Source organism: Paenibacillus sp. LC231, from assembly GCF_001860525.1.
Taxonomy (GTDB): domain Bacteria; phylum Bacillota; class Bacilli; order Paenibacillales; family Paenibacillaceae; genus Paenibacillus_AQ.
Genome location: NZ_JFOM01000044.1, coordinates 342,418 through 367,839, shown reverse-complemented (window position 1 = coordinate 367,839; position 25,422 = coordinate 342,418). Strand labels below are relative to the sequence as shown.

At 50.8% G+C, this 25,422-nt stretch carries 18 protein-coding genes, 2 tRNA genes and 1 other annotated feature; of the genes, 3 read left to right on the top strand and 17 right to left on the bottom strand.

Annotation, left to right across the window (positions count from 1 at the left end; all coding sequences use genetic code 11):
• Nucleotides 1–67: 67 nt before the first annotated feature.
• Nucleotides 68–424 (top strand): phage holin family protein, encoded by a 357-nt coding sequence (locus AK95_RS25340; protein WP_071222686.1) that lies wholly within the window; start codon nt 68–70, stop codon nt 422–424.
• A gap of 302 nt (nt 425–726) precedes the next feature.
• Complete coding sequence (locus AK95_RS25335; RefSeq protein ID WP_071222685.1) at nt 727–1,113, top strand: cupredoxin domain-containing protein; 387 nt, start codon at nt 727–729, stop codon at nt 1,111–1,113.
• Nucleotides 1,114–1,203: 90 nt separating this feature from the next.
• On the opposite strand, the gene zapA is transcribed toward AK95_RS25335, so the two are convergent.
• The 13 genes from zapA to leuB all read right to left on the bottom strand — a co-directional run bounded on the left by zapA (nt 1,204) and on the right by leuB (nt 17,894).
• Nucleotides 1,204–3,201: a cell division protein ZapA gene (gene zapA, locus AK95_RS25330; protein ID WP_071222684.1), complete on the bottom strand. Its 1,998-nt coding sequence runs from the start codon at nt 3,199–3,201 to the stop codon at nt 1,204–1,206.
• A gap of 259 nt (nt 3,202–3,460) precedes the next feature.
• The gene (gene pheT, locus AK95_RS25325; RefSeq protein WP_071222683.1) at nt 3,461–5,911 is read right to left on the bottom strand and encodes a phenylalanine--tRNA ligase subunit beta; all 2,451 of its coding nucleotides are present in this window, start codon (nt 5,909–5,911) and stop codon (nt 3,461–3,463) included.
• Nucleotides 5,912–5,939: 28 nt separating this feature from the next.
• Nucleotides 5,940–6,974 (bottom strand): phenylalanine--tRNA ligase subunit alpha, encoded by a 1,035-nt coding sequence (pheS, locus tag AK95_RS25320; protein ID WP_071222682.1) that lies wholly within the window; start codon nt 6,972–6,974, stop codon nt 5,940–5,942.
• A gap of 82 nt (nt 6,975–7,056) precedes the next feature.
• Nucleotides 7,057–7,332 (bottom strand) — a binding site (T-box leader).
• Nucleotides 7,333–7,440: 108 nt separating this feature from the next.
• On the bottom strand, nt 7,441–9,309 hold the full coding sequence (abc-f, locus tag AK95_RS25315; RefSeq protein WP_071222681.1) for a ribosomal protection-like ABC-F family protein: 1,869 nt from the start codon (nt 9,307–9,309) through the stop codon (nt 7,441–7,443).
• A 516-nt stretch (nt 9,310–9,825) separates the two neighbouring features.
• A complete protein-coding gene (locus AK95_RS25310) occupies nt 9,826–10,629 on the bottom strand; it encodes a stalk domain-containing protein (RefSeq protein WP_071222680.1) in 804 nt (267 codons plus the stop codon).
• A 217-nt stretch (nt 10,630–10,846) separates the two neighbouring features.
• Nucleotides 10,847–10,917, bottom strand: a tRNA-Gly gene (locus AK95_RS25305).
• 77 nt (nt 10,918–10,994) lie between these two features.
• Nucleotides 10,995–11,068 (bottom strand) — tRNA-Pro (locus AK95_RS25300).
• Nucleotides 11,069–11,245: 177 nt separating this feature from the next.
• On the bottom strand, nt 11,246–12,208 hold the full coding sequence (locus AK95_RS25295) for an aldolase catalytic domain-containing protein (RefSeq protein WP_071222679.1): 963 nt from the start codon (nt 12,206–12,208) through the stop codon (nt 11,246–11,248).
• A 141-nt stretch (nt 12,209–12,349) separates the two neighbouring features.
• Entirely contained in the window at nt 12,350–13,864 is a 1,515-nt protein-coding gene (locus tag AK95_RS25290) for a leucyl aminopeptidase (protein ID WP_071222678.1), read from the bottom strand.
• Nucleotides 13,865–13,949: 85 nt separating this feature from the next.
• Nucleotides 13,950–15,074: an ATP-binding protein gene (locus AK95_RS25285; RefSeq protein WP_071222677.1), complete on the bottom strand. Its 1,125-nt coding sequence runs from the start codon at nt 15,072–15,074 to the stop codon at nt 13,950–13,952.
• A 331-nt stretch (nt 15,075–15,405) separates the two neighbouring features.
• Nucleotides 15,406–15,813 carry a hypothetical protein gene (locus AK95_RS25280; protein ID WP_015737147.1) on the bottom strand — a complete coding sequence of 136 codons (408 nt, stop codon included), beginning with the start codon at nt 15,811–15,813 and terminating at the stop codon, nt 15,406–15,408.
• Between the two features lie 290 nt (nt 15,814–16,103).
• Nucleotides 16,104–16,643 (bottom strand): peroxiredoxin, encoded by a 540-nt coding sequence (locus AK95_RS25275; protein WP_009593058.1) that lies wholly within the window; start codon nt 16,641–16,643, stop codon nt 16,104–16,106.
• Nucleotides 16,644–16,817: 174 nt separating this feature from the next.
• Complete coding sequence (leuB, locus tag AK95_RS25270) at nt 16,818–17,894, bottom strand: 3-isopropylmalate dehydrogenase (protein WP_071222676.1); 1,077 nt, start codon at nt 17,892–17,894, stop codon at nt 16,818–16,820.
• 805 nt (nt 17,895–18,699) lie between these two features.
• On the opposite strand from leuB, the gene AK95_RS25265 reads away from it, so the two are divergent.
• Complete coding sequence (locus tag AK95_RS25265; protein ID WP_071222675.1) at nt 18,700–19,680, top strand: aldo/keto reductase; 981 nt, start codon at nt 18,700–18,702, stop codon at nt 19,678–19,680.
• Nucleotides 19,681–19,929: 249 nt separating this feature from the next.
• Here the strand turns inward: AK95_RS25265 and AK95_RS25260 are convergent, their stop codons facing one another.
• The 4 genes from AK95_RS25260 to ilvB form a co-directional block, all read right to left on the bottom strand.
• A complete protein-coding gene (locus AK95_RS25260; RefSeq protein ID WP_071222674.1) occupies nt 19,930–21,468 on the bottom strand; it encodes a 2-isopropylmalate synthase in 1,539 nt (512 codons plus the stop codon).
• A gap of 165 nt (nt 21,469–21,633) precedes the next feature.
• Complete coding sequence (ilvC, locus tag AK95_RS25255) at nt 21,634–22,626, bottom strand: ketol-acid reductoisomerase (protein WP_009589347.1); 993 nt, start codon at nt 22,624–22,626, stop codon at nt 21,634–21,636.
• Nucleotides 22,627–22,790: 164 nt separating this feature from the next.
• Nucleotides 22,791–23,276, bottom strand: a complete 486-nt coding sequence (gene ilvN, locus AK95_RS25250) for an acetolactate synthase small subunit (protein ID WP_071222673.1) — start codon at nt 23,274–23,276, stop codon at nt 22,791–22,793.
• A gap of 1 nt (nt 23,277) precedes the next feature.
• Nucleotides 23,278–25,020: a biosynthetic-type acetolactate synthase large subunit gene (ilvB, locus tag AK95_RS25245; protein ID WP_071222672.1), complete on the bottom strand. Its 1,743-nt coding sequence runs from the start codon at nt 25,018–25,020 to the stop codon at nt 23,278–23,280.
• Between the last annotated feature and the right edge of the window lie 402 nt (nt 25,021–25,422).

The following is a 25,422-nucleotide window of genomic DNA, read 5'->3' as shown; positions in this document are numbered from 1 at the left end:
CGACGGTCCTATTGAACAAAATAAATTCTGCGTAACATTCCAGTCTTATTCTAAGGAGGCAGGTACCATGCAATTTCTCGGGCACGTTGTTCGATTTATCGTTGCCGCGCTCGTTCTTATGGTTGTCGGATGGATTGTCCCCCAATTCACCGTCGGCGGATTCGGAAGCGCCCTGTTGCTTGCACTCGTTATCGCCCTGATTGGTTGGGCTATTGAGGGCATCTTCGGCAAAAAAGTCACGCCTTTTGGACGTGGCATCGTGGGCTTCCTAGTGAGCGCACTCGTGATTTACCTTGCCCAATTCATCGTTGGAGGCGTTAGCGTCTCCGTATTGGGCGCCTTACTTGCTGCACTGGTCATCGGGATCATCGATCTGTTCATTCCGATTTCCACCCCTTTTGAAGCAGGCAAAACCCGCAAATAGAAGCACCCCGCTTCAGTTAGAGGATTCCTCTGGAACCCTCTAACTGAACGAACCGATCGGCAGCTGCATTACTCCACATTAACCCTCTGTTGCAATTTGCGCAGGGGGTTTTCATTTTGGGTAAAGCTCCATTCTTTTATTTCCATCTTCTCCTATATTATAAAGGAAATCCATATCATCGTTTGAAACCGTTCACGTTCACCAATTTTTCATAACACATATGTGCATCCACTCTTTTTCTGCGCTATCATAAAGATTGGAAATTATATTTCACAATTATTTCATAGTCAGGAGAGGTTATAGTGAAAAAAGGCATAGCTTTACTTGTTTCATGTATGCTCCTTTTTGTATTGGCTGCCTGCGGCGAAGACCAGAAAGAGTCCCAAGGAGGTTCCGGGATCTCGGATACTGGCGTAGCACCGGAAGCTGAACTCGTCATTAAGGGCACCAATTTTCAATTCGACCAAGAGGAATATCGGCTCAAGAAAGGGGTGCCCGTCAAGATCACTTACGAGAACGAAGACGGCAACCACGGCGTTATGATTCCTGCACTTGGCCTGCAGCTGGACCGTAAAAACAACTCCACTGTCGTTACGCCGGATGAAGCGGGAGAATTCGAAGTTTCGTGTTCCATTATGTGTGGAGCGGGTCACAGCAAAATGATCTCCAAACTTATCGTCGAAGAATAGTAGATCTGCTCACGAAAATAAACCTCCGGATCGCCAGAGTATCCTCTGTCTAATCCGGAGGTTTTTTCAGGTTCAATTCTTCGCCATGGCCTAACGCTGATCCTGCTCAATCAACTCGATCCACTCATTATATTCAACTTGGAGCTTCGCATACTCTTCCTTCAGCTTACGGTGTTCTTCTTCAAGCTGCGCAGATTGCTCCGCCTTCAATTCCTGTTCTGCCTGGAGCAGACGATACTGGTGCATAACCAGCTCATACTGTTCACCTAAATCGGAATACTGCTGCGCCGCTTCATTCTTCTCGTCTTCCAGACGCTCACAGTCTTGGCGTGCGGATGCAATTTCCTGCTGCCAGGACTGGAGCTCTTCTTCGAGAGCAAGCTTGGTTCGTTTCCACTCATCGCGCTCGGCGGCCAGCTTCTCGCTGTCCTCGGCAAGCTGCTCCCGTTCCGCCATCCATTGCTGGTATTGCTCCTGCCACTGAACGGCGCGTTCCTCTGAATCTCTCAGCTGCTCGGCGAGTTCACGTGCGCGCTCTTCACTGGCAGCCGCCTTCTTGCGAAGCTCATCCAGCTGATTCGACACCGTATCGTATTCTTCTTCCAGCATGGCGTACAATTTGCTGGTCTCTTCCTCTCGGGTTCCCGCTTCCTTCGTGAGCTTCTCCAATTCTTCATGGCGAAGCTGCAGTTCCTTCAATTCCTCCTGGGCACTTCGGCGCTCGGACATGCTCCGGTCAGCTTCGTCCTTCATGACCTGGATTTCATCCTGAAGTCCCTTCATTCCTTCTTCCAGGCTCTCGTTCGCTTCCATAAGCTCGACAATTCGCATCTCCAGCTCGCCGGTTTCCTCTTTGCGTTGATCAGCCAGCGTACGCCAGGATTGAAGCTCACTGCTTAGACGCTGCAGCTCTTCCTGCTGCTTGCGGGAAGTCTGATTCGCATCCACCACAAGTTTCTGCAGACGACGGCGCTCTTCCTCCGACTTGGCGGATTCCTGCTTCAGTCCTTCGAGCTCCTTCGTCAGCCCTTCCACCTTCGTACGGAAGGAACGCAGTTCCTGCGAAGAGGCTTCGGCTTGCTGCCTGGAAGATTGGAGCGATTCCTTCAGCTTGTCCGATTCCGCTTTTACAGTACCCAGTTCCTTCTCCGCGGACGACAAGCGTGATTGGAGCTGCCCGCCGCGCGTTCGCTGCTCGGCAAGCTGCTTCTCGAGATCCTGGACGGTCCTCGTATGCTTTTGTTCCATATCCTGCACGGTTTTCGTATTCTTCTGTTCCAGATCCTGCACCGTCTTCGTATACTTCTGCTCCATATCCTGCACCGTCTTCGTATACTTCTGCTCCATATCCTGCACGATCTTCGAGTGCTGCTGCTCCTTCAGGAGCGCCTCTTGTTTATAGGTACTCTCCTGTTTCTTCAATTGTTCAGCCAGCTTCTCTTCGGCCTGCTTCGCAGAAGCCCGTTGACTCTGTTCCAGCTTCTCGATGGCCTGCTTATGAGTGAGCGTCAGCTGCGAAATTTGCCCTTCATAGCGGCGCTTCATATCTTCAATAGACTGCTTATGGCCGCTCTCCAGCTTCTCACGCTGCTCCTTAAGACGCACCTCAAGCTGCTGCTTCTCCTTCAGCAGTTCCGCCACGCGGTCCGATTCCTTCTGGAGCAATTCCTTCGTACGCTCTGACTCCGCGGTTAGATTCTCCTTGGACTTCCTGTATTCCTCAGCCAGCGTTGTCTGCTCCGCCAGCTTGCCCTCGAGCTGCTCCAGTTGCTGACGATGTCTCTCCTGCTGCTCGATTTGAAGTCCTTGCACCTTGGCAAGCTCCGTGCGCAGTTCATTCCGCTCGGCCGTCATCTGCTTGGCCTCATTCTGAAACTCCAGCTTCTGCAAAGCTTCTTCAGCCATATGTACTGCAGCTAGGACGGCAATGCGCGGGGTATCCAATCGAGAGTGCGCCTTGGATATGGTACGCATGCGGTCATCTACATAATTCGCTACCTGTCTGGTATAATCACTGCTACTGCCAACGAGTTTATAGGAAGTTCCGTAGATGTCTACGGTAACGCTTTTACGGTCCGATGTAGTCAAAATTGTGCCCTCCTTCTATTATGTGTAGATTCTATGATGTCTGAAATGGTCTATTCTCTACATTCATTATATATGAGATAACATCTGTAGACGAACCTCAAGAAAACAGACCGAAGTTTGGTATATGATAACACAGTTTTGTGCTTATAATTATGTACCCTGCGGGCGTCCTGATGCAAATCCCAGTTCAATTTAGAGCAAAAAAGCCCGCATCGAATCCCTGATGTAATGGATTCGATGCGGGCGTTCACAATTCCTGCTATTTTCTTAATTCTGCGCCAAAAGTTTGCTGAAGGGCAGCAACCGCTTTTTCCGTGACGCCGGCAACCTCTTCATCGGTCAGGGTTCGTTCCTGATGACGGTACGTCATGGAGATGGCAACACTCTTCTTGCCCTCTCCAAGCTTGCTGCCCGTGAAGACGTCAAACACCTGAATCTGCTGCAGAAGCTCACCTGCATTCTCCTTGATCACTTGAATCAGGGAGCCGGCTTCAACCTCCTCATTCACTACGATGGCAAGATCTCGTTCCATGCCCGGAAATCTCGGCAAATCGCGGTAAACGACGCGGGCGTTGGTCAGATCATACAGCGGCTCAAGCAGAATCTCAGCGGCATAAGTATCTTCCAAATCCAGCTCCTGCTGTGTCTTCGGATGAATTTGTCCAAGTACGCCTAGCAGCTGCTTATTCTCGCCTTGACCCGCATACACGGAAGCGGAACGTCCCGGATGGAAGCCAACCGGTCCGTTAGCCTCGTAAGTGATATCTTCCGCGCGAATTCCAAGATAGTCGAGCACCGTTTCGAGCGCACCCTTCAAATCGAAGAAATCCACTTTGGCCGGCTGGACATTCCATTGCTTGCTGCCTTTGCGTCCCGACAGCAACAAACCAAGAACCGGACGCTCCAGCGGCTGCTTCGTCAACGTCTTCTCATGTGTATGGAACAGGTTCCCTATTTCAAACAGGGCCAGGTCCGGCTGCTTGCGGTTATGGTTGTACACCGCGATATCCAGCAGCTGTGGGAGCAAGCTGGTACGAAGGACGCTGCGGTCCTCGCTCATTGGCATGGCCAGCTTAACCGCCGTGCCATCTGACGACAGGGATGTGAACATTTCGGCTTGCTCCGGATGGATGAAGGAATAACCCAGAACCTCCTGGAATCCGCTATGCGTCAGCAAACGGCGAAGCGAGCGGCGGATGGCCTGAGCGATCGTCAATGAACCCGGTGTCGTCGGACCTTCTATGGCCGTTGTCGGGATATTGTCATATCCATACAGACGGGCCACCTCTTCAATGAGGTCTACGTCAAGCACGATATCGCCGCGACGGGACGGCACTTGCACATCCACTAATCCTTGGCCCGCATCTCCGCAAGGGAAATGCAACCGGGCAAAGATCGTTTTTACCTCAAGCAGGGACAGATCCGTTCCCAGATAGCGATTGAGCTTCTCCAGCGATAAAGTAATCACGGTAGGCTCGGAGTCCGCACTGCCTGCTTCGACGATTCCCTGATGAACAGCGCCGCCGGCATATTTCGCCATCAGTGCCGCTGCACGGTTCAGTGCAGGAATGACTGCGGCGGGATCCACTTCCTTCTCGAAGCGGGAGCTTGCCTCTGAACGCAGTCCGAGCTGACGGGATGTTTTGCGGACGGTTCCGCCATCAAACTTCGCCGATTCCAAGAAAATATTCACCGTGCTGTCCGTTACTTCGGATTCCAGGCCGCCCATAACGCCAGCCAAGGCCACTGGCTTGCCGCCAGCTGTAATCACCAGCATATGCGGCTCCAGACGACGCTCCGTGCCGTCCAGCGTCACCATCGTTTCGCCAGCTTCAGCCATACGCACGTGAACCGCGCCATCCTCCAGCTGATCAGCATCAAAAGCATGCAGCGGCTGGCCATATTCCAGCATCACATAGTTCGTAATGTCCACGATATTACTGATCGGGCGCACGCCTGCCGCCATCAAGCGGTTCTGCATCCACAGCGGAGAAGGACCGATCTTTACACCGGTAATGTAGCGTGCCGCATAATGGCTGCACTGCTCGTCAGCGCCAATCGTAACCGAGATATGATCGGCCGCTGCATCTTGAACCTCCAGCATTTCCTTTTCCGGATTCGGAAGACTGAGCTCACGCCCCAGTATGGCGCTCACTTCGTAAGCGGCTCCCAACATGCTGAGACAGTCAGAGCGGTTCGGTGTCAGATCCAGTTCCAAAATTTCATCGTTCAGACCCAGCACATCCACAATCGGTTTGCCGATTTCCGTATCCGTCGGAAGTACCAGAATCCCTTCCTGCAGCTCTTTAGGCAGCAGTTTGTCATTCATGCCCAGTTCCTTCGCCGAGCAGATCATGCCTTGGGAGAGCACGCCGCGCAGCTTGGCCTTCTTGATATCCATACCGCCAGGCAGCTTCGCGCCCACAAGCGCCACCGGCACCTTCTGGCCCGCATCCACATTTTTGGCTCCGCACACGATCTGGAGATCTTCCTCCTGACCCGCATCCACGATACATACATTCAGCTTGTCTGCATCAGGATGTTTCTCCTTGCTCTTAACGTAGCCGACGACCACTTTATTAATGCCTTGATTCCGTTTCTCGATCACATCGATTTCAATACCAGCCGAAGTAATGCGGCTCGCCAAATCCTCTGAGGTTACGCCTTCGAGCGAAATATAATCGGACAACCAATCGGTTGAAACTCTCATTGTCTATTCACTTCCCTTTATCGTAAAATTAGATCCGCGTGAACTGATTCAAGAATGCTGTATCGTTGTTGAAGAAGTGACGGATGTCATCCACGCCGTATTTCAGCATCGCAATCCGCTCAACCCCCATACCGAAAGCAAAACCGCTGTACTTCTCAGGGTCATAACCGCCCATTTCAAGTACCTTCGGATGAACCATGCCGCAGCCTAAAATTTCAAGCCAGCCTGTTTGCTTGCATACGCGGCAGCCGCTGCCGCCGCATCTTACACAGGATACGTCCACTTCCGCGCTCGGCTCCGTGAACGGGAAGAAGCTTGGACGCAGACGGATCTGCGTGTTATCGCCAAACATCTCCTGCACGAATTGCAGCAGCGTTCCTTTCAGATCACTCATGCGAATGTTCTCGCCGATGACCAGGCCCTCGATTTGGTGGAACTGGAACGAATGCGTCGCGTCATCGTCATCCCGGCGGAATACGCGTCCCGGGCAGATGATTTTGACAGGCGCTTTACCTTGCATCGACAGCATTGTCCGGGCTTGCACCGGGGATGTCTGAGTACGCATCAGCAGATCTTCCGTCAAATAGAAGGAATCCTGCATGTCACGTGCCGGGTGATTCTTCGGCAGATTTAGCGCTTCGAAGTTGAAGTAGTCCGTTTCCACCTCGGGTCCTTCTGCTACCTGGTAACCCATCCCGATAAAAATATCCTCGATATCCTGGATCACCTTGCTCAATGGATGAACAGCGCCTTGGCTGAGCTTGCGGCCCGGAAGGGTTACGTCCACCTTCTCTGCACGCAGGCGCTCTTCGGTTTCCTGCTGCAGGAATGCTTCCTGCTTGCCGGAGATGACTTCCTCAATCGCGCCCCGAACGTCATTGGCCACCTGGCCGATAACAGGACGCTCTTCTGCGCTCAGCGCTCCCATTCCGCGCAGGATTTCCGTCAAGGCCCCTTTTTTGCCAAGGTATTTCACCCGCAGATCATTCAGCTGCTGCGGATCGGTAACATCCTGCAATTGAGCCAATGCTTCCTGCTTTAATGCTTCTAATTTTTCCTTCATGGCTATTCGCACACCCCTTTGTAAACTCCATCTTCGAACTGAAAACAAAAAAGACTGAAAACAAAAAAGGCCTCTCCTCCCGAAAAGGGACGAAGAGACCGTGGTACCACCCTTGTTAACATGTTTCATACCCTAACCAAGGCGGTAAAAGCCTTAGCCCCGAGTATGCCTCATCATGCTCACTTGACCGACGTAACGAATCGGACCCGTTATCCCCTACTGACCGGCAGCATGCCGTGTTCAAGGAACTGCTCCGGAGCGAACTTCACCAGCCTGATTCTTTGAGGGACACTCTCAATCTACGGTATCCCTTCCCTGTAAAGAGGCACTGACTACTTTTCTCCATCAACGCATTTGTTACATATGCAAATATATAGGGTTTATTATATGCAACCTTTCGGGATATGGCAAGTTTCATTTCCCCATTTTAGCCCCATCCGGCTGATTTTAATCGCGATCCCTGATCTTATTCCGACTGAAGCCTAGCCAGCTCAGCCCGAAGCTCCCTAATCTCAGCAAGCCAGCTCCCCTCGTCCCCGGGTTCAAGATCTTCGGCTGACAAGCCCAGTAATTCCTGAATCCGGTATTCGAGCTCCATCCGCCGGTTGTCCTTCTCCGTATCTCCCTTGATCACGCCGGTCCGCGAGGCCTGCTCTTCCTCCTCATCCATACTTCCCTCGAACCAAATCGGATCTTCCCCGGGCGTCAGCGTAAGCAGTCGGTTCGCGATTTTACGCACAAGATACCGGTCATGGGATACGAGCGCAATCGCACCCGGAAAACTCACGAGCACTTGTTCAATTACCTCGCGGGTATCCACATCCAGGTAATTCGAGGGTTCATCCAACACAAGCAGATGCGCACCGCTGAAGTACAGCTTGAGAAAAGCCGTTCTGCACTTCTCTCCCATACTCAGCTGCCCCATCTTCTTAAACACATCGTCCCGTCTGAAGAGGAACGAGCCTAGCAAAGTACGCGCACGGCTCTCCGTCATTCCCGGAATGACAAGCAGACTGTCCAGCAGCGTGGTTTCGGGTTCCAGCCCCTCAAGCTCCTGTGAGAAATAACCAATCTTGACGGAAGGATTACGGGTAATCCGGCCTTCATGCGGTTCGATTTCGCCCAGAAGCAGCTTAAGCAGTGTCGTTTTCCCGCTCCCGTTAGGGCCTCTTACGGCCAAACGGTCGCCGCGGTTCAGATAGAAGGTGAGCTTATTAAAAAGCGGTTGATCTCCATATCCAAAACAGATATCCTTCACTTGAACGAGGGTACGGCCGCCGAAAGCCTCCCCTTCCAGCTCCATGTTCAGCTTGGGACCGTTTCGCGGTTTATCCACACGCTCTGCTTCCAGCCGTTCCAGCGCTTTCTCCTTGGCATGATATCTTGAGATGTTCTTCTTGGCCTTGGCCTTGTAAAAGCTGGCGGTGATCTTGACGTCATTCACGTCCCCGGCCGCGTTATGCGCTTTATGGAACCATTCCTCATATCTTCGGATCGATTCCTCCAGCGCTTTGCGGGCCAACTCCTGCTTCCGGTAAAGCGTCTCCTGCTCGCGCAGCTCCCGTTCCTTTTCGCGGCGGTAATCCGTATATCCTCCCCGGTAACGCCGGAGTTCCTCCGAGGTCAGCTCACATACAGAGGTTGCTACCCGGTCGATGAACTCCCTGTCATGGGATACAAACAACACGGTGCCTTTGTAGGATGATACCAGCCACTGCTCCAGCCAGACCAAGCTCTCACTGTCCAGATGGTTCGTGGGCTCGTCGAGCAGTAAAAATTTCGGTGCCGATACAAGGAGCCCTGACAGCATGACCTTCGTCTTCTGGCCTCCGCTCAGCTCACGGTAGGACACAGGCCATACCTCCGGACCGATGCCCAGCATCGTCATCGCTTTCTCCACCTCGGTCTCCCACTGGAAACCGTTCTGGGACTCGTAACGCTCCAGCAGATTGCCATATTGCTCAAGCAGTGATTCCAACTCAGCAGCGCTGCCGCCATTCATCTGCTTCTCGACGCCGGCAATCTGAAGCTTCAGCTGCCACAACGTAGGGTTACTGCGGCTGCGCACCGTATCGATGGCACTCCGATCGATTTCGTCCGGCTCATCCTGCTGCCTGAGCCAGCCCCAGCGATCTCGTGGGAGAATCGTCTCCACAACGCCTGAGGCAGGTTCGAGCTCGCCGGCCAGAATCGAGAGGAGCGTGGTTTTGCCGGTGCCGTTCCGCCCGTACAGCGCAATCCGCTCTCCTTCTGCCACCTCCAGCTGAATGCCTTCAAACAACGGTCTCCCTTGGAGCTCCATACTTATATCTTTCGCTTTTAGAATCATGGTCATATCGCCTCATCCTCTCTCTTTGGAAAAAACTAAAAAACCGCAAGCGATGGCCTGCGGCGGATATCATGAGAGAGGATTGGTTCTGATCTGAGTAACGGGACGAACGCGCGCCACAGCACACTGCCTTCGGCTGTTCATTCCAGGCCAGCCCTGACGGTATGGAGATATTAGGCTCTCTACCCTCGGCTGTCAGCGAAAGCTGCAATCCGTTCCGTATATGTGATTGTTTTGCATAAGAGTACCACTTTCGACATAACAAAAAGAGGTACCCCAGTCACATTGTTCAGACACACCAAATCTCTCCCTCTACCGCCGTAGAGAAACGCCTGCAAACCACATGCAGTTGTTTTTAGAGAAAAGGGTGTCTTACTTCATTGGACTAGGTTACCTCGCATTCTTGGAATGAAATTATGGCCATTATAACAGATATTCTTACGAAGTAAAAGGGCAATCTACGGCAGCCGCGTCAGATAACAGCCGAAGATCCTTGATATATCAAGGATCTCCCTTGCCCGCCTATTTTAAATACAATCCTTTTCCTAACTCGACATCCTCTGCCAAGTCGTTCCAGATCATAGCGGTACCGTTCACTTTCTCGCCGTCCGCCATCTTCAGTCCGTCCGTAACGTTCGGATAATTCTTGCCGTCAAACCGCAGCTTCACCTGCGTCGCTTCCGCCCCGCCGCCGGACATCTCCATAATCAGATCGCGCCAGCCGTTCGAACGTTCGCTGCTAACTATGATCGGGTTGCGGACAAGTTTAAACGACTGGATGTGTTCATAATGCCCGTTCCTCTGCCGGAACAGCAGACCCGTATCTCCGCCCGTGCCGCTTACAAACATTCCGACCAGCTGGACAAACACCTCGTTCTGCCCGTCCCCATCCAAATCGATATAATTATAATAATAACGGGTTTCCTTCAGCTCATTCGAAGCCAGATCGATTACCTTCTTGATACTCTCCTCCAGCTCCTGATTTCGAACCGTCTCCGATTTTAGATGCGTCATACCGCCGGAATCCGACTCCTTCACGTAAATGATGTTCTCCGACTTGTCCCATGCAACAGCATGTCCAAGCTGCTCGGCAATTCCTCTAAGGGGTATGTACGTTGTACCGTCGATTAGTATCGGATTGACCTTATTCCCCCGTTCATCCTTAAACTCCACAATCTCGCCGGATACATTCACTTTAACGTTGTTATATGAGACCCGATCTTCTTTGGGAACGTCTCCGGCTGAAACCGTACCTACTACAGCAGCCAATCCGATCGTGATCGCTGCCCCTGCAAGCATTCCTTTAATTCCGTCTGGCTTTATCATCCTTCTGCTCATCTCCTTTGGTGTCGTTTATACTCTCCCAAATTATAGTAGACATGAACGACAAGGAAACTACACATCGGTTACATGGACATGAAACTATCTTTCATCACTCTAGCTTATACTTTACAAGATTGATATAACTGGCTTCCAGAAGCCGGTCATGCTGCATTTATGCAACAAAAAAACCCTTGTCACCAAGGGTTTTCGGTCTAACGTAAGCGGGTGATGGGAATCGAACCCACGCTACCAGCTTGGAAGGCTGGAGTTCTACCATTGAACTACACCCGCATATATACCTACAAAAGTGACGCTATGACTCGGTGCATATCCCGATTACTTCTGTGAGGTCCTAAATCTTAAGCGAATCGGGACGACACGATTTGAACATGCGACCCCCTGGTCCCAAACCAGGTGCTCTACCAAGCTGAGCTACGTCCCGATAATAAAGATGCTGTCTTTTGAAGACAAAAATAAATATACCATGCCGAACGCGCAATTTCAACATGTATTTTATGGAAAATGTATCGCGATATAAAAAAGCAAACAGCATCCTTCCAAGGAGGAAAGATGCTGATTACCTTGACCTGATACGAGCAGGGCTACAAAAGCACCTTGCCTATTTTTTGTCGAAAGTCACTTCCGGTGTCGTCAATTTATCATAAAAATCCACAATTTTGTCTTTATCGTCCGAAGCACGGAGGGCCATGGCGGAGCGTGGATGTTCATCCAGGGTGCCTGTAATCATGTAAGGCATGATATAACCCCACTCTTCTTTTTCACGAAGTGGAATCATGTAGCGCTCGATAATATCCAGTACCGGACGCAGCTCATACTTGGTGCCTTTCAGATGGGTAACCAGAAGCTCGGTCGGGCAGTTGCCGGCCGCACGTCCCATCCCGTATACGGATGCATCCAGAAGCTCAACGCCAAGATCTGCAGCGACCAGCGTGTTGGAGAACGCCAGCTGCATGTTGTTATGGGTATGAACGCCCAGACGTTTGTTCGGCAGATGCGTCTTGAACTTATTCACAAGGTATTCCATATCTTTATGATCAAGGCTTCCGTAAGAATCGACGATATATACAACATCCACGACGCTCTCCCTGATCAGCTCAAAAGCTTCCAGCAGCTCGTTCTCCATTACGTTGGAGAGGGCCATAATGTTGAGCGTAGTCTCGTAACCACGATCATGGAAGGTCTGTACCAGCGCAAGCGCCTTATCCACGTCTTTAATGTAGCAAGCGACTCGGATGAGATCCAGCAAGCTTTCCTCGCGCGGCAAAATATCGTCTTCATCCACGCGGCCGATATCTACAAGCGCGGACAGTTTGGTTTTACCTTTATGAGGAATGACTTCTCTGAGGAATTCATCATCCAGAAAACGCCAAGGGCCCGCCTGATCAGCGCCTTTCAGCAGTTTAGGCGAATTTTTATAGCCGATTTCCATATAGTCCACGCCAGCCTCATTTAGGCCCGCATATAAATTTTGTACGAATTCTACACTAAAATCCCAGTTATTTACCAGTCCGCCATCGCGAATGGTACAGTCTACAATCTTTGTCTGACTACTCTTAATCATCTAAGCTAAACTCCTCTCGGCAATTTTTCTCTTCATCATACTTGAATGCCGGTTGAAAAGTAAAGCAAAAACGTCCGAAGGACGGACGTTATTCAAAGGGGTACGGGACGGCCGCTGTCTCTTCAATTCATAACAAACGCTTCAATTGACGACCTGGGCCTGCTTGAGTATCCAGTCGGTGATGGTGCGGACGAGCACGCCGGTTGCCCCTTTGGGATCCACGCCCCGCTCCTTGGATAGGTATGCCGTACCTGCTATGTCAAAATGCACCCAAGGCAGCCCATCAGCAAATGTCCCCACAAAAAGACCGCCCGTTATCGTCCCGCCTTCTCGGCCCGTTTGATTTCGCAAATCCGCCACCTCACTCTTCAATTTATCCCAGAACTCCGGATAGGATGGCAGCGGCCATATTTTTTCGCCGGCCCTACGGGAGGAGGCAATAAGCTCCTGCAAAAAAGTCTCATCATTGGTTACGGCCCCAGTGGCGATATCCCCAAGAGCCGAAACGACGGACCCCGTCAATGTAGCTACGTCAATCAAACGCGAAGCTCCAAGCTGCTTGGCATAGGTAATTCCGTCCGCAAGTACGATACGGCCCTCGGCATCCGTATTCAATACTTCGATGGTGCGGCCGCTCAGTGTCGTGACGATATCGCCGGGTTTAAAGGCACTACCGCTCATCACATTCTCCGCTGTCGGAATCACCATCACTACATTTACTCTGGGGCGAATCCGTCCTAACGCTTCCATAACGCCCAATACGGTAGCTGCCCCGCCCATATCACTGATCATATCCTCCATTCCAGATGCCCTCTTCAGCGATACGCCACCGGTATCAAATGTAACCCCCTTGCCAACAAGTCCGACAACATCCTCCCACGTCTCCCGTCCCTGATAACGGATCGCGATCATGCGCGGTGGATGGATGCTGCCTTTGCCTACGGCCACGAGGCCGCCCATACCCTTCTCGTCTATAGCGTCCTCGTCCAGTACCTGGGCTTCGAAGCCATACCGTTTCGCCAACTGAAGCGCCTTCTGGGCCAGGTCTTCCGGCAGCAGCATATTGCCGGGCAGATTCGTCAGGTCTCGTGCCAGACAGGTTGCTTCTCCAATCGCTGCGCCCAATGACATTCCCTTCGTCCACCCTGCTTCAAATTCCGCATCCATATCGCCTTCTATATAATAGAGGATTTCTTCTAAATTCGTTGGCTCGGAAGCATCACGCTTATAATGCGGTTTCCGATAGCTTCCGAGGATAAACCCTTCAGTTAAAGCCTGAGCAGCATCTTGCGGAGTCTGTTCGGCGGTAAAGTTAACCATCGTATTTGGAATTTGAATGGCGGCACTGCGTACACCCGATCTCCCGGCTGCTTTAACTGCCTGTGCTGCAAACAGCCGCAGCTGTTCGGATGTCAGAATTCCTTCGGGACGGCCCAGCCATATTAACAAGCGTGCTCCGCCTTCGATGCTCTCAGGCCATACGAATGACCGGTTCGGAGTGCCATCAAATAACCGATTCTCGACCAACTGTTTGAGCAGTGGATCCCAGGACTCGGAAATGCCGCCTTCCGCCGCTTGTTTTTTCGTTACGGGAACCATGATGGCATCGGTATGCACTTGCCCGGATGATAAACTGCCCTTTAATGTCCACTTCATGCGTTTAATCTCCTCCTAAAAAAGAAAAAGCCATTCCATCGGAACAGCTGCTCTCGTATTCATTTCAGGCACATATTGTACAAACTTAGACTTCCGGAACGTCCAGCTTGGGAAAAGTAATCACAAACTCCGTTCCGGCACCAACCTGGCTATCCACGGCAATCGAACCGCCATGGTTTCTGATGATACTGTAACTTACGGATAATCCGAGCCCCGTTCCACTCTCCTTCGTTGTGAAGAACGGGTTGAACAGGTGGTTCAGTGTATTCTGATCCATGCCGCCGCCGTTATCCGATATGCAGATGTTGATATGTTTCCCCGTATCGCGGGCTGAAATATCAATCACGCCGGTGATGTTCTCATCGTGATGCTCATTAATCGCATCCAGGGCATTTTTAATAATATTCAGAATCACCTGTTTGATCTGCTTCACATCCACGGATATAAACGCAGGCGGGGTCTTATCGGTATGCAGATTAATCTGGCATCCCTTCATTAAGGCTTCACTTTCAGTTAGCAGAACAACTTCCTTCAATAAAGAGGATACGGACACAATCTTGGTTTCTGGAGCCGAGGGTTTGGAGGAATTTAGAAATTCATATATAATATCATTCGCACGATCGATCTCCGTAAGTATAATTCTGGCATACTCGTCCTTACCTAGACTTACGAGATGCGGACGAAGCAGTTGGATGAAGCCACGGATGGAGGTGAGCGGGTTGCGTATCTCATGGGCAATGGAGGCCGAGATCTTTCCCAGCATGGCCAGCTTATCGTTCTGATAAGCGGTTTGCTCAATTCGTTTGAAGTCGGAAACATCCTTCACGCTGATCAGAAAATCGCCTTCCATTTGGTCCCCATAAGTCATCGTGATCAGCCACGATCGGCCATATTCATCAACCAATTCATGAAATCTCTTGCGGTGGAATACCGTTTCCCGAAAAATGCGAAGTATTTTTCTCTTCTTAAATCTGGAGAGCTGGGGATGTCGCAATAGTTGGGTCAGCGTACAGCCAGTCAGCGATTTACGGGATACACCTAACAATTTTGCCATCTGTACATTAACAAATGCTAACACACCGTCACTATCAAAGAGGATGATCCCGCTGTCGAGATTCTCCAGTATGTTCTCATACTTGTTCCTAATAAGCTGGCTGGAATGAAAAGAACGAATTGCCTGCAGCTCAGATTCACGGATTTGACTCAACAAGATGGCTCCCCCTTTTCATGAAAAGTTGAACTCACCAAACCGACAAAAAACCTTGCAAACATCAGCTTGTCCGCCTTTGAATCAGAAGCAGCCCGAATCTGCTTCCTTCCATGATAGTCATCGAGACAAAGAAACGTCAATCAGAAATCCTGTCGAAAAATGGGAAATTGCATAAAAATACCATACATCATGCTTATGTATTTCTGCTTATGTAGTGTATCTAACACCTAATTCCAAACAACAAACAACTAATATAAACATTACCCCCTTTTGTATGATTTGAAACATTAAAAAAGCCCCGGGTAATCACGAGGCTTTATTAATTCCTGGATTAAGGCTGCTTCTGGAGCCGGAGCCTGCGCTGACTCATCACGGCAAGCCGTCTTTTCAGTTCGCCCTGCCACTTCTCATCCTCCATCCATTTGGCAACCACCAGGAGATCTAACGACATATCAATCTGACTCTGAACCACCGTTAGCGGATCCTCCGACTCCCGGTTGACAACATTTTCAAAAATCGCATCCTCATCTTCCATCACATAATCCTGAAAATCCACCTGGGATGCTCCGTCACCATGGGCATATTCAGCTAATATTTCATACTCATTCTCAACCCGATGATGTACCTCCACGCGATGGCAGACCGGACAAGACAGCAGGGGAACATTATGTACTTGAGTGCGATAATGCTTCAGTGTACCCTTTGTACCCATCATACTAGCCCCACAGCAAAAACTCATATCGTTCACCCTCCTTTTGTGGATTCTCAACCGTTTCAAAATATTGTATTCGCTTTCACTCCCGCTAATTCCTTCATGAAAAGAACCTCGATTAAAATTTTAGGCACGATTCCCTAAACATAAGTCCGTAAGCCTATATATTTAAATTTAAATTATATATCAACGCAAGAGCGGTTCTCTAAACAAGAGTCTTCCCCTATTTCATCCATTAAAATCAGAGGTGAAAAAACCCCCACTACCTGCACATAATGTCAGATAATGAGGGTTGCCTTAACTTTAACGAAATGGAATTACAGGTTGCTGTCGCCTGGTTTCCAGTTCATAGCGCACAATCCGCCGGATTGAAGTGCTTGAAGAACACGAAGCGTTTCTTCTACACTGCGGCCTACGTCGTTATGGTTAACAACTTGATATTTCAATTCGCCTTCCGGATCGATGATGTACAAGCCGCGCAGAGCAACGCCTTCTTCTTCGATCAGAACACCGTAGTCTCTTGCTACGTTTTTGGTGATGTCGGAAGCCAGCGGGAAGTTCAATGCTCCCAGACCGTTAGCTTCTTTAGCAGTGTTGATCCAAGCTTTGTGGCTGTGGATAGAGTCAACACTTACACCCAGAATTTCAGTATCCAATGCTTTGAATTGATCATAAGCATCGCTGAGAGCCGTGATTTCAGTTGGGCATACAAAAGTGAAATCAAGCGGATAGAAGAAGAATACGAGCCATTTGCCGCGGTAGTCGGACAGGCTTACTTTACCAAAATCTTTACCGTCTCCTGATACAGTTTCCATTGTAAAATCAGGAGCCGCTTTACCAACCAAACGTTCTGCCATGATTGAATTCCTCCTTAACATATGTAAGAAAATACGTGTATTTCCTACATGCTATGTTCCTATGAACATTTAATAGAAATGTTATCATTGAGGCTAATCAAAGTCAAGATTGTAGACGTTACTTTATTATAATTATTATAAATAAGGATTTTCTTTGAACGGATGCTTCCTCTATTAACGGATAGCCGCAGCGATCAAATCGCCCATTTCTGTCGTACTGAGCGCTTTGCTCTTATCCACAGCAATGTCTGCTGTACGATGTCCGGCATCAAGCACCTCGGCAACTGCGCGTTCAATTGCGTCTGCCGCATCCTCGTAGCCGAACGTGAGGCGGTACATCAGCGCTACGGACAGAATCGTTGCGATCGGGTTTGCCAAGCCTTGGCCGGCAATGTCCGGTGCCGAACCGTGTACCGGCTCGTACAGGCCGAAAGCACCCTCGCCCATGGATGCGGATGCCAGCATGCCGATGGAACCTGTCAGCATGGCTGCTTCATCGCTTAGGATGTCGCCGAACATGTTCTCGGTTACGATCACGTCAAAGCTGGACGGGCGACGCAGAAGCTGCATCGCGCAATTGTCTACCAGCACATGCTCCAGCTCCACGTCCGGATATTCAGGAGCGATGCGGTTTACCGTTTCGCGCCACAAGCGGGACGTTTCCAGCACGTTCGCTTTATCGACGGAAGCCAGCTTCTTCCGGCGCTTCTGTGCAATCTCGAAGGCTTGATGGACGATTCGCTCTACCTCAGCCGTATTGTATACGCAAGTATCTACAGCTTCTTCGCCACCAGCACCTTCGCGTCTGAATTTCTCGCCGAAGTATATGCCTCCTGTCAGCTCACGAACGACCATCAAGTCAGTGCCTTCCAGAACTTCAGGCTTCAATGTGGACGCATCCTTCAAGCAATCGAAAATGACAGCCGGACGCAGGTTAGAGAACAGGCCAAGCTCTTTACGGATGCCAAGCAATCCGGTTTCCGGGCGAAGCTCCTTCGAATTGTTGTCCCATTTCGGACCGCCTACCGCACCAAGCAATACAGCATCGGCGCTCTTACATACTTTCAACGTTTCTTCTGGCAGCGGCGTCCCTTTCTCGTCAATGGCAATGCCGCCAAACAATGCATGTTCCGTCGTAAATGAATATCCGAACACCTCTTCGGTACGTTTAATGATCTTCTCCGCTTCAGCCACTACCTCAGGACCGATGCCGTCTCCGGCGATTACTGCGATTTTCTTCGTTTCTGCCATTCTTCGTCACTCCTTCATTTATATATACACTGGTCGTATTTAATCATCTAGTTAATGTTGTAACATACTTCCCCCTTGATTGACCAAGATATAGAAACTATGAACTTAATTCGTTTTGCCTATAAGTAGGGGGAATGTGATCAGGGAGATGGTTGCGCCGAAGAGTTGTGCAGACGCTCGAAGAGTTAATATCGCAAGAGCGACTGAATGCGAGTAAGGCTTACTTTGAGAAAGACTCGAGGTAAAGCTTAATCGTGTGTGCTTTTGTGCGTGGGTAACTTATGCGAGAGCGGCTTTAATGAGAGCAGCTTTATGCGAGACTTCGAAGACTTAATGTGGGAGGCTCCGAGTACGTATCGTTCCTCCAATCGCTGTTGTCGCCGAATTTCTGGATTGTATGTTAGCGGTTGAAATTCGGCTCCAAAGGCGACCGCTTCGCTTTTCCGGAATCGATTCGTCCTCTTCGCTGCTTCGAAGCTAATGAATTGGCGATTGGCAGGTCACTGGAGAAGAGCACATCTCCCTGACCACAAGGGTGGTGGGAGATAGAAGAGCCGCCCTATACATAAGCATGGGGCGGCTCTTGAAAGTAACATCTTGAAGAGATTCTCGGTTACTCCTAGTCCTGCTTGTGCTTCTTGCTCCTGCTTGTTGCTTCTTGAATTAAACAGATCACTCGCAGGTCGGCTTTCAGTGCAACCATATTAACGTCTCCGAACGCCGTTAGTTACATTTTTCTGCCAATACGCTACAATAGGGGTGAATTTGTCTTATACCCTAAACGACCAAGGAGTGATCATTGATTATGAAGTACACAGCTCTAGGTAAATCCGGTATGAAAGTAAGTCGTCTGTGTTTGGGGACGATGAATTTTGGTCCTGCTACGGATGAGAAGGAAGCCTTCCGCATCATGGATGCTGCGCTTGACGCCGGCGTCAACTTCTTCGACACGGCCAATATCTACGGCTGGGGCGAGAACTCCGGACTAACCGAAACTATCATCGGACGCTGGTTTAACCAAGGCGGGGGCCGCCGCGAGAAAGTCGTTTTGGCTACCAAATTCTATGGCTCCATGAGCGATCCTCTGGATGGTCCCAATAATGAAGCCGGGCTGTCGAGCTATAAGCTTCGCCGTCATCTCGAAGCGTCGCTAAAGCGTCTGCAGACAGACCATATCGAGCTGTACCAAATGCATCACGTCGATCCTTCCGTCACCTGGGACGAGCTGTGGGGTGCTTTTGAGGTTGCGGTTCATCAAGGAAAAATCGGGTATGTCGGATCCAGCAACTTTGCGGGCTGGCAGATTGCGGCTGCACAAGCCGCAGCCCAGAGCCGTCATTTCCTCGGCCTCGTTTCCGAACAGCATAAATACAGCCTGACCTGCCGATTGCCGGAACTCGAAGTGCTTCCCGCTTCGCAGCAGCTCGGACTCGGTGTCATTCCATGGAGCCCGCTGGACGGCGGACTGCTGGGACGCAATGCGCTTAAGAAAATCGAAGGCTCTCGCAGTGGGGGCAATGCGGAGCGCGTAGAGAAACACCGCTCGCAGCTGGAACAGTTCGCCGCACTCTGCCAGGAGCTTGGCGAACCACAGGATAACGTCGCCCTTGCCTGGGTGCTTAAAAACCCGGCGGTTACGGGACCGATTATCGGACCGCGCACGCTGGAGCAATTCGAAAGCTCCCTGCGCTCGCTTGAGATTGAACTCGATGAATCCGTAATGAAGCGTCTGGACGAAATTTTCCCGGGTCCGGGCGGAGCCGCTCCGCAGGCCTACGCCTGGTAAAATAAGGATAACGCCCGAACGAAACGCTGTCTTATCTCGCTGATCAGCTGCATCAGGCGGTATCGGCACACTGCCATGAGAGTTAAAGGCTCGGAGCTCGTATCTGATACCAGCATTCACGGCCGGCCAACAGCATCATAAAATAAATAAAAGAGGAGCCGCTTTAACAACGGCCCCTCTTTTTCTTTTGAATATCTCCTGCAGCACAAAACGATGCGATTCAGAGCTACCATGCACTTTAAGTATGGATTAAAGCGTAGCGCGCTCACGCCGGCTAAACGTTTTGCGTTTCTCGATCAGGACGTTAACCGCATCCACGTAAGCTCTTGCACTTGCTTCCAGAATGTCAGTGCTCAAGCCGCGGCCTTGCGCAGCCACGTCGTTTTGCGACAGCACGACATGCACTTCACCTTGAGCATCCTTGCCGTGCGTTACCGATTTGATGGAATAATCCGCAAGCGTAACCTCTTCGCCGGTCACCTTGTCGATCGCGTTATAGATCGCGTCGACGGAACCGTTGCCCTCGGCCTCTTCCTCAATCGTCTGCTCCGCAGTCGCAATACGAACCCGCGCCGTCGGTGTCGATTCATTGCCGTAAGCAACAAAAATCGTTTCCAGCTTGAACACTTCCGGCGTATCGATCAGTTTCTCTTCCAGCAGAGCCAGCAGATCCTCATCGGATACTTCCTTCTTCTTGTCGGCCAGCACCTTGAATTTGGCAAATGCGTCATTCACCTGTTCTTCGCTCAGCTCATAACCCAAATCCAGCAGCTTCTCCCGGAAAGCATGACGGCCGGAGTGTTTGCCTAACACCAGCTTGCTTTCTTTGAGCCCGATGGACTCCGGCGTCATGATTTCGTAGGTCGTCTTCTCTTTCAGCATGCCGTCCTGATGAATGCCGGATTCATGAGCAAACGCGTTCGCGCCGACAATTGCTTTGTTGCCCGGCACGACCATACCGGTCAGCTTGCTCACCAGGCGGCTCGTGCGGGCGATTTCCGTTAGTGCCAGCCCCGTCTTCGCTCCGAAAAACTCGGAGCGCGTCTCCAGCGCCATCGCAATTTCCTCAATGGCGGTATTCCCTGCACGTTCGCCGATTCCGTTGATCGTTCCTTCGATCTGATCGGCTCCGTTCAGAATGGCGGCAAGCGTATTCGCCGTCGCCATGCCCAGATCGTTATGGCAGTGCGCGCTCAGCTGCACCTTCTCGATATCCGGAACATTTTCCTTCAAGTATTTGAATATAGCCCCGTACTCCGAAGGATTCAAATAACCCACGGTATCCGGAATGTTAACGACATTGGCGCCTTCCCGTACAGCCATGCCTACGACCTCAGCCATGAAATCCAGCTCCGTCCGGCCGGCATCCTCCAGGGAAAACTCCACTTTGGAAAAGTATTTCTTTGCGTAACGGATCGAGGCCTGCGCCGTTTCCAGCACCTGCTGCTTCTCCATCCGCAGCTTGAACTTGCGGTGAATCGGGGAAGTCGCCAGGAATACGTGTATGCATGGATCCTGTGCTCCCTGAAGCGCTTCGCGAACCGCATCGATGTCACTCTCTCTGGAACGTGACAATCCAATGACCGTGACGTCTTTAACCGCGCGTGCCACTGCGTTCACAGCAGCAAGGTCACCGGGTGACGCCGCTGGAAAGCCTGCTTCCATGCGGTCGATTTTCAACTTCTCGAGTTGAAGGGCAATTTCCACCTTTTCCCGAGTGTTCAAGTTCACGCCAGGAGACTGCTCTCCATCCCGCAGCGTTGTATCAAAGACATAAATCTTTCGCATGTCGGCACCTCCTTGAAGTTTATCGCATGACGTAAACATCCGGCGGCAAGGTTCATGATATCCCCTGCCGCCGGCTGCTTATTCTAAAGGATCCCGGCAGTAGCACCATCATCTCATGCTTGACTGCCCCAAACCCGGAAGAATTCTTATGAATTCTATATATTCTTATTTTTTGATCCAATGCATCATTTCACGAAGCTCGGCACCAACCACTTCAATTGGATGCTCGGACTCGTTGCGGCGGGTAGCTGTCAGGAATGCACGTCCGGACTGGTTCTCAAGGATAAAGTCGCGAGCGAATTTACCTTGTTGAATATCGGAAAGGACTTCTTTCATTGCCTTCTTCGTATCTTCGGTTACCACGCGAGGGCCTGTTACATAGTCGCCATACTCCGCTGTGTTACTGATGGAGTCGCGCATGCTAGCAAGACCACCCTCATAGATCATGTCTACGATCAATTTCAATTCATGCAGACACTCGAAGTATGCCATTTCTGGCGCATATCCAGCTTCAGTCAAAGTTTCGAAGCCAGCTTTGACGAGTGCAGACACACCGCCGCACAATACAGCTTGCTCACCGAACAAGTCGGTTTCTGTCTCCTCACGGAAGGAGGTTTCGATAACGCCGGCACGAGTACAGCCGATGCCTTTTGCATAAGCGAGACCGATTGCCTTAGCTTGTCCAGTCGCATCTTTCTCGATTGCAATCAATCCAGGTACGCCAAAGCCCTCAACATAAGTACGGCGAACCATGTGACCTGGGGATTTAGGAGCAACCAGAAGGACATCGTTGTCTTTTGGAGCTACGATTTGACCAAAGTGAACGTTGAAACCGTGGGAGAACATCAGTGCCGCGCCTTTTTTCAGGTTTGGCTCGATATCGTTCTTGTATACCGCTGCTTGCGTTTCGTCCGGCATCAGAATTTGTACTACATCTGCACGGCTGACGGCTTCGGCTACAGGAAGCACTTCGAAACCATCGTTTTTCGCTTTGTCGAACGACTTGCCTTCACGAAGACCAATGACAACCTGAAGTCCGCTGTCGCGCAAGTTTTGCGCTTGAGCATGACCTTGGCTTCCATAACCGATAACCGCGATTGTTTTGTCTTTTAACACGCTGAGTTCTGCATCTTGTTCATAATAAGTAGTAATTGCCATTTGTATAAGTCCTCCTTTGATTTTAAAGACCCTTCATGATGAGCGGGTATCTCAATAGACCGCTGCTTTCCCGATCTGCTGAGACACCCGCTCATGCCATGCAGGTGTCTAACGCTTATATTGCAATAACTTTGTCATCCGGATAAAAGATAAACGTAAAATCATTACGCGTTACCGCGAATCATCGCGGTAACCCCGGTACGGGAAAGCTCCTGGATGCCATACGGCTTAAGCAGTTCGATCATGGCATCGATTTTGACGGTATCGCCAACCACCTGAACCATCAGGTTAGCTGTGCCGATATCCACGACGGATGCGCGGAACGTTTCGACAACGCCCATAATTTCCGGTCTTGCCGATGGCTCGGCTTTTACTTTGATCAGGGCGAGCTCTCTGGCTACCATCGGTTTCGAGCTCAGGTTAATGACTTTAATAACATCGATCAGCTTGTAAAGCTGCTTCTCCACCTGCTCCAGCGTCGTTTCATCACCGGTGGTTACGATAACCATCCGGGACAAGCCGGATTCCTCCGACTGCCCCACGGTAATGCTCTCGATGTTAAAGCCCCTGCGTCCGAATAACCCGGATACGCGCTGCAGGACACCCGGCTGGTCGTTCACTAGTACGGCAATGGTATGTTTTGTACTCATCTTACGCATCCCCCATCAGCATTTGATCGATTGTCGACCCTTGCGTCACCATCGGATACACGTTCTCGCCCTTCTCAACAACGAATTCAACGAGGACGGGTCCCGGTGTTTCCATCGCTTCGGCCCAAGCACGCTGTGCTTCTTCTTTCGTCGTGGCGCGAAGTCCTTTGACACCGTAGGCTTCGGCCAGCTTGACGAAATCAGGGCTGCCTGCCAGATCGATGTGGCTGTAACGGTTATCGTAAATGAGCTCCTGCCATTGACGAACCATACCGAGCACCTGGTTGTTGATGACAACGATTTTTACCGGAATGTTGTTGATGGCACAGATGGCAAGTTCTTGCGAACACATCTGCATGCCGCCATCCCCGTTGATCGAAATGACCAGGCGGTCCGGATGCGCCATCTGAGCACCGATCGCGGACGGGAATCCGAAACCCATCGTTCCGAGACCGCCGGAGGTGATCCAGGAGCGCGGCTGGTTGAACTTGTAATACTGCGCGGCCCACATTTGGTGCTGGCCAACGTCAGTCGTTACAATGGCTTCACCCTTCGTGGTATCGTTCAACATTTCGATAACCCATTGCGGCTTCAGCACCGTATCCGAATCGACGTAACGGAATGGGTATTCGGCTTTCCATTTTCTGATCTGGTCTCTCCAGGCATCTGCTTTCGCAGCGTATGGAACAAGCGGATTCAGCATCTCAAGCACGGTCTTCACGTCTCCGACAATCGGGATATCGGTTGGCACGTTCTTGCCGATCTCAGCCGGGTCGATATCGATATGAACAATCTTCGCATGTGGCGCGAAACCATCGAGCTTGCCTGTAACCCTGTCATCGAATCTTGCCCCGATGTTGATCAACAGGTCCGACTGCTGAATACCATGGTTCGAGGTGTAGGTTCCGTGCATACCCGGCATTCCTGTCCACAGCTCATGGCCGCTTGGGAAGGCACCCAGACCGAGAAGCGTTGTCGTGATCGGAATCCCGGATTTATTCACGAATTCGTACAGCCCTTCATGAGCTCCAGAGTAAATCACGCCGCCGCCAGCAAGGATCATAGGACGCTCGGCTTCCTCAATCGCGCGGGCTAATTTATCCAACTGAAGTTTGTTAGGTACCGTCCGAGGATTGTATCCTCTCAGTTGAATTCGTTCTTCCGGCTGGAACAGCGTCGTTGCGGCGGATACATCCTTCGGAATATCGATCAGTACCGGACCTTTACGGCCGGTTGAAGCGATATGGAAGGCTTCGTGAATCACCCTTGGCAGATCCTTTACATCTCTTACCAGATAGCTGTGTTTCGTAATCGGCATCGTGATGCCCGTAATGTCCGCTTCCTGGAAAGCGTCCGTACCGATCAGGGTTGTTGCAACGTTGCCGGTTATCACAACGAGTGGAACGGAATCCATATAAGCTGTTGCGATACCGGTCACAAGGTTCGTTGCCCCCGGTCCTGAAGTCGCTATGCACACACCGACTTTGCCGCTTGCGCGAGCGTAACCGTCAGCTGCATGAATGGCGCCTTGTTCATGACGGGTCAAGACGTGATTGAAGTCCTCAAAACCATACATGGCATCGTAGATGTACAGGACCGCTCCGCCCGGATACCCAAAGACGCATTCGACACCTTCGAGCAGAAGACTCCGAAGCAAGATTTCCGATCCGGTAATCACTTCAGGCTTCAACCATTTCTCTCGTAATTGTTCTGTAGACCGCACTTCTGGAGTTTGCGCGCTCATCAGTCATCCTCCTCTCAAATATTGGCACTCTTCATTCAAGCAACAAAAAAACCTTCCGTCGCCACACCCGGAGTATCTCCGTGTGAGGGACGAAAGGTTTAGCTTCCGTGGTACCACCCATGTTTGCTCTACACTTCGCAGTGTAAAGCCTCAGCAGGTATGAAGAACACAATGAACACAGTTCTTCAATATCTGCAGTCCGTAACGTGGACTAAGACGATTCCCCCTAATAAACGCTGTTACGACTTAATGCGATAAAGTCATAACGTAGCATCTTTCAGGGAAACAGCTCCGAGGTGAGCTCGTATAAAAGGGGTTTTGGTGGTGGTTTCAGCTGATCCATCCACTCTCTGAGCAAAAGAGCCCTTTAAACTTCGTCCTCATCATTGCCGATTGGATATA